Annotated in this window: 6 protein-coding genes; 4 read left to right on the forward strand and 2 right to left on the reverse strand. The window is 41.4% G+C overall.

The features are described 5' to 3' along the window. Positions 1 to 72 precede the first annotated feature (72 nt). Positions 73 to 549, reverse strand: a complete 477-nt coding sequence (gene infC, locus V7266_RS00070; RefSeq protein ID WP_335465067.1) for a translation initiation factor IF-3 — start codon at positions 547 to 549, stop codon at positions 73 to 75. 363 nt (positions 550 to 912) lie between these two features. Here infC and V7266_RS00075 point away from each other — a divergent pair, with 363 nt between their 5' ends. Genes V7266_RS00075 through V7266_RS00090 form a run of 4 tightly spaced genes read left to right on the forward strand, consistent with a single transcriptional unit; the run spans position 913 to position 5,222 of the window. Continuing rightward, positions 913 to 3,075, forward strand: coding sequence for a xanthine dehydrogenase family protein molybdopterin-binding subunit (locus V7266_RS00075; RefSeq protein ID WP_335465069.1), 2,163 nt, complete (start codon positions 913 to 915; stop codon positions 3,073 to 3,075). After that, positions 3,072 to 3,548, forward strand: coding sequence for a (2Fe-2S)-binding protein (locus V7266_RS00080; RefSeq protein WP_335465071.1), 477 nt, complete (start codon positions 3,072 to 3,074; stop codon positions 3,546 to 3,548). The genes V7266_RS00075 and V7266_RS00080 overlap by 4 nt, the downstream gene beginning before the upstream one ends. Continuing rightward, positions 3,533 to 4,402, forward strand: a complete 870-nt coding sequence (locus V7266_RS00085; RefSeq protein ID WP_335465073.1) for an FAD binding domain-containing protein — start codon at positions 3,533 to 3,535, stop codon at positions 4,400 to 4,402. The genes V7266_RS00080 and V7266_RS00085 overlap by 16 nt, the downstream gene beginning before the upstream one ends. 25 nt (positions 4,403 to 4,427) lie before the next feature. Beyond that, positions 4,428 to 5,222, forward strand: coding sequence for an XdhC family protein (locus tag V7266_RS00090; RefSeq protein ID WP_335465075.1), 795 nt, complete (start codon positions 4,428 to 4,430; stop codon positions 5,220 to 5,222). A 141-nt stretch (positions 5,223 to 5,363) separates the two neighbouring features. Here V7266_RS00090 and V7266_RS00095 read toward each other — a convergent pair whose 3' ends face one another. Then, on the reverse strand, positions 5,364 to 5,678 hold the full coding sequence (locus tag V7266_RS00095) for an antibiotic biosynthesis monooxygenase (RefSeq protein WP_335465076.1): 315 nt from the start codon (positions 5,676 to 5,678) through the stop codon (positions 5,364 to 5,366). Positions 5,679 to 5,824: the final 146 nt, after the last annotated feature.

Genomic DNA, 5,824 nt, shown 5'->3' on the forward strand with positions numbered 1-5,824 from the left:
GACCTATACAGAGCGTAAGGGTCCTTTATTATGGCCAAAAAAAGGTTCACTTTTTTATTTTGGTCTTGATTTCTATGGCATTAACATGACCGATAAGATACGGCCTTGTAATGTCGCTTTTGTTTGAGACTTTACCAAGTGGCTAACTTCTTGGCAGAAATTTGCGAGGAGTTCTTCGCCAAGGTTTGTATGCGTGATTTCCCTTCCTCGGAAACGAACGCTTACCTTTACATGATAACCTTTGGTTAAAAAGGAGATTGCGCTTTTTACTTTTGTTTGGAAGTCATTTTCACCAATTGTAATGGACATACGTATTTCTTTTGTTTCGATTGTTTGCTGATTCTGTTTGTTCTGCTTTTCTTTTTTCTGTAATTCAAATTTGTATTTTCCACCATCCAAGATCTTGCACACTGGCGGATTAGCTTCACTGATTTGAATAAGGTCTAATCCCATTTCAATGGCCATGTTAAGTGCTTGAATGGTAGGGATGACTTGTTGACCGCCTTCTGAAACGAGTCTCACTTCTTTTGATTGAATCGCTTCGTTCATAATTATTTTTTTAATAAATAATCCCTCCACTTAGGAAAAATACGATTACCCAATATGAGGCATTGCTGCCACTTTAATCTCATTATTACAATGTATGTTATGAAATTAAGAATGGAAGGGCTCTATCACTAGAAAAAGATATATTCCTATTTTTGAAGAAGTTGGTTTTACGCTGCACATTGAAAAAATAGAATTAGTAAAGGGAGAAATGAACGCTTACCTTTTGGAACTAGGATTGAAAAACACCGAAACTCTTGAATAAAAATTAATCATAAAAGATTATTTTTATTTATAAAATCGTAGGAAGAGGTTTCTATTTATTACGTGTGCGCAATAAAAAATGAGTCGAAGGGTGTTGCCGGAATGAAGCTAAAAGACATAAGCACCTCAGTGCCCAAAAAGGACCATAAAGGGAAAGTATCTGGCCAATTGGCTTATATTAGTGATGTGAAAGTGGAAAACATGGTGTATGGAGTTTTGGTTCGGTCACCGATTCCATATGGAAAGATCCGATCCATTCATTTACCAAACCTGCCAGTAGGGTATGAAGCCGTAGGAGCAGAGCATATCCCTGGACCGAATTATGTGAAAATTATCCAAGAAGATCAGCCCATTTTCGCCAATGAGTGGGTCCATTATATTGGGGAACCAATACTTATGCTTGTTGGAGAAGACTTGGATACCTTGTATAGTCTGCTAAATGAAGTAAAGATTGATTTTGAAGAACATCCGGCCATTTATACATTGGACGATGCCATCCAACAAAAATCATCATCCGGAGTGGTGATGGCAAACTATGAATTTGGGGAAAGCTTAGCGACCATTTCCGCAATCGAGCAGGGAGCTCATCAAATCATTGAAGAAGAATATGATACCGGTTATCAGGAACATGTATACCTTGAGCCGCAAGGAATGCTCGCCATCTATAAGGATGATGAAATCGTGGTCCAGGGTTCGATGCAATGTCTTTATTATATAAAAAATGCCTTGCTAAGCGCTTTAGCCTGTGGTGACGATGAAGTCAGAGTGGTTCAAAGTCCTACCGGCGGTGGTTTTGGCGGCAAAGAGGATTTTCCTTCGATGATGGCCTGTCATGTAGCCGTTGCAGCAAAAGCAGTCAAAAAATCGGTCATGCTTGTGTTCGACCGTTCGGAGGATATGGTAGTGACGACCAAAAGGCATCCAGCCAAACTTACCTATCGAACGGCCCTTGATCAGGAAGGAAATATCTTAAGCATGTGTGTCGACATTTTTCTGGATGGCGGAGCAAATGCAGGATTGAGTTCTGTCGTGCTGCAGCGTGCCTTAATAAATAGTGCCGGTGTGTATAAAATTCCTCATTTTCATGCAAAAGGCTATGTTTTAAAAACCAATACCGTTCCAAACGGTGCCTTCAGAGGCTTTGGTGCTCCCCAAAGCTTTGCTGGAATCGAAAGTCATATGGGACATCTTAGTAAACTAGCAAACATAGAACCATTTGACTATAAACGAAAATACCTCGTCAAACAAGGAGACCCCACCATCACCAAAGGAAAATTCCGTGATCCAATATTAGTCGAAGAGATGATTGAGGATTTACTCAACACGTCACAATACAAAAAGAAAAAGGAGGAATTTTACCGTTCTAATCAACAAAATCAGCGCTATAAAAAAGGCATCGGAACTTCGCTTTTCCTTCATGGCTGCGGATTTACAGGCAGCGGGGAAAGAGATCATATCAAAGCAACAGTAAGGCTGGTGAAATCAAAGGATGACAGAGTTATGCTAAAAATCTCCAATTCTGATATGGGACAAGGCATTTATACGACGTTAAGTAAGATTGTCGCAAAAGAACTCGACCTACCGTTTGACAAAGTTTTGTACCCGAGTCCCGATACCAAAGAGGTTCCCGACTCTGGTCCGACCGTTGCCTCTCGTACAACGATGATTGTCGGAAAATTGCTTGAACGTGCTGCCCAAAAACTGAAGGCTCAGTGGCAAACAGGGGTGGAACAGGAAGTAAGAGAGAACTATGTTCACCGTGAAATGATTCCCTGGGACGAAAAAACCTTCACGGGAGATGCCTACCCGGCTTATTCATGGGGCGTGAATATTGTGCAAGTAGAAGTAGATAGTTTAACAGGAAATGTGAAGTTGGAAAAAGTATACGCCAATTATGAGGTGGGGAAGGTCATTGATGACCGGATTATGAAAGGACAAATTGACGGTGGTTTAGCTCAAGGATTAGCTTACGGCTATTTAGAAAAGATGACTTCGAAGCAAGGCAGAATTCAACAAAAAAGCATTTCGGATTATGGACCGCCGACTTCATTGGACGTCGTTTCCATCGAAAGCAAGGTTTTTGATAATCCTTATGCGGATGGTCCATACGGAGCGAAAGGCGCAGGTGAATTGACGTTAATCGGCGGTGCTCCAGCCGTTCAGGCAGCGATTGAGGATGCCCTGCAAACTTCTTTTCAGCAAATTCCGATTACACCAGAAGTCGTTATGGAACGTCTTTGGATGAAAGAGGGTGAAGAAGGTTGATTTCATTTACACTAAATGGAAGAACAGTAGAAACGGATGCCACAGCCACGACAAGATTACTAGATTTCTTGAGAGAGGAGTTGGGGTTAATCGGAACAAAGGAAGGCTGCGGTGAAGGAGAATGTGGAGCTTGCAGTGTTTTTGTTAATAGCCTTCTGCAAAACAGCTGCCTGATCCCGATCGGTTCGATTTCGGGAGCCCATATTCAAACCATCGAAGGGATTATGGACACGGAACAATTTAAGATTCTAGATGAATACTATTCTCTGGCCGGAGGAGTGCAATGCGGTTACTGTATTCCAGGCATGGTCATGGCAAGTGCCGCTTTATTATCCAATAACCCTCAACCTACAGAGGAGGAAATTCGTGAAGGGATCTCCGGAAATCTATGCCGATGTACGGGCTACAATATGATTGTGGATGCGATCAATCTGGCAGCTAAAAAAGGGGACGGCATATGGCAGAAAAAATAACCGCGTACCGCTTCGACAGTTTAGACCAAACGTTGAGCCAACTGAACCAAGAAGACTGTGCACTCATTGCCGGAGGCACTGATATTATGGTCCTTCACAAAAGTGGAAGGGGAGTTCCTCCGAAAATCCCGAATCCGATTATTTTTATTGATCATCTTTCTGAACTAAAGCGGGTGTATCAAAATCAAAAGGATCTTCATATCGGTTCCTGCTGTACCTATAGCGAATTACTGGAAGACCCGTTGATTCCACAGCCCTTAAAGAATGCCATCAAAACAATTGCCGCACCGGCCATTCGAAACAGAGGGACATTGGGAGGAAATATTTGCAATGCTTCTCCGGCTGGTGACACATTGCCATTATTATATGTCTACAATGCAAAACTTCTGCTGCGGTCCGTTAACGGTGATCGTGTGGTAGCGATTAGCGATTTTATTCAGGGGCCGCGAAGGGTCGGGCGAAATCATGATGAAATTTTAGCCGAAATTATCTTGCCATCCATATTCGCAGAAGGTGCTCATGTCGTTTTTGAGAAAGTCGGCAACCGCAACGCCGATGCCATTGCCAAAGTAGGGTTTGCCGGATATATCCGGATGAAGGGCACCCAAATCGAGGATATTCGCTTTGCCTTTGGGGCAGTCGGACCTACGATGGTTCGCTCCATGGAGATTGAAAAAAAGCTGGTTGGAAAAAACATGCCATTATCCGTTGCCGATCTCGCTCAGGTTGTGGCCGCTTTCGATAAAATCATAAAACCAATTGACGATCAGCGCTCCACGGCGATTTACAGAAAAACAGTCGCCTTAAATCTATTACGTTATTTTCTAACCATGAAGCAATATCAACCGAATTAATCTTTAAAAAAGGGGGGAGCTAACCATGCTGCTGATGGAAAAAGTGGCCATGCTGACACGTCAAAATGAAACCTTTGCTTTAGCCATGATCATTGAATCGAAGGGCTCGACTCCCCGGCATGTTGGAAAAATGATTGTATACCGTGATGGGACGATTGAAGGGACTGTCGGAGGGGGCTTGGCTGAACACTATATTATCGAAGACAGCGTAAAGGCGATCCAAAATGGGCAATCGAAAATCGTGGAATATAAATTGAATAAACAAGCAAAAGACGGAATTCAGATGAATTGTGGGGGAACATTGCGTGTGTTTATTGAAGTATATACAAGCAAGCCTGAATTAGTAATAGCCGGAGCCGGTCATTTAGGCTACGCATTGGCAAAGCTTGCAGATTTTCTTGAATATCCTTATTGCATTGTCGATGATAGGGCTGGTTATTGTACGGAGGACCGCTTTCCTAATGCAACCAACCTTTTCGTGAACGAGGATATTGAAAAGGCAATGCTTGCAGCCAATCTAAATAAAAACTCATACGTGGTGATTGTGACAAAAGACCGTGATGATATTGTCTTAAAAACGGCACTGCAATTTCCGATTGCCTATGTTGGGATGGTCGCCAGCAAGCGCAAGGTCATAAGAATATTTGATAAATTAAAAAGTGAAGGAGTCACACCAGAACAGTTGGAGCAGATTCATTCTCCGATTGGAATGGAAATTGGCTCGGAAACAACAGAAGAAATTGCCATCAGTATCATTGGTGAAATCATCAAAGTAAGCAAGGAAAAAAAGCCTAAAATAGTGAAACAGTTAAGTAGATAAGTAGAATAGAGAAGAAATCATTAAAAACAGTAGAAGTAGCTTGGCAATAGGTTTGCCAAGCTACTATTTTGCTAAAATCACTCAAATATTTAATCAGAAAAAGTGGCGTTTCAGATGTGAGTGAAGCCACTTTTTATACGTCTATAAAGGTTTGAAATTAGGAAAAGGTGCTTGAGCCTCAGCAAGTGATGAAAGACTAGTCAGTTCGGCAACAGAACTGATTTTATTCCAAACGGACATTACATTTTCTGATTGATGTGCTTTTTCTATAGCCTCATTGGACTTCCACTCGGCGATTTCAATAATTGTCCCATCTTCCGCTTGAAGAGTGAGTAACTCACGGTCTGTTATCAATCCTTCTTCTCGTAACGTTGGAATATGTACTTTAAGAATTTCTTTTAACTCGTTTTCTTTCCCTGTTTTTGGACGATAAAGTGCCATAAATACCAATGACATATTTCCACCTCCCTTAATGTCTATACATATTATACCTTTAAACTTTGAGGGGAAAAACTATTCAATTAAGATTTAACAATCATTATCACTAATTCAGAATTTATTAATGATACTTTGAAAATGGATGAAGAAGTGTGATTTTAATT

It is taken from the genome of Neobacillus drentensis (assembly GCF_036965645.1).
Lineage (GTDB): Bacteria > Bacillota > Bacilli > Bacillales > Cytobacillaceae > Neobacillus > Neobacillus drentensis_D.

What these genes read in the sequence shown, in the direction of transcription:
- infC (WP_335465067.1), bottom strand. Translation starts at nt 549, where the DNA reads ATGAACGAAGCGATTCAATCAAAAGAAGTGAGACTCGTTTCAGAAGGC.
- V7266_RS00075 (WP_335465069.1), top strand. Translation starts at nt 913, where the DNA reads ATGAAGCTAAAAGACATAAGCACCTCAGTGCCCAAAAAGGACCATAAA.
- V7266_RS00085 (WP_335465073.1), top strand. Translation starts at nt 3,533, where the DNA reads ATGGCAGAAAAAATAACCGCGTACCGCTTCGACAGTTTAGACCAAACG.
- V7266_RS00090 (WP_335465075.1), top strand. Translation starts at nt 4,428, where the DNA reads ATGCTGCTGATGGAAAAAGTGGCCATGCTGACACGTCAAAATGAAACC.
- V7266_RS00095 (WP_335465076.1), bottom strand. Translation starts at nt 5,678, where the DNA reads ATGTCATTGGTATTTATGGCACTTTATCGTCCAAAAACAGGGAAAGAA.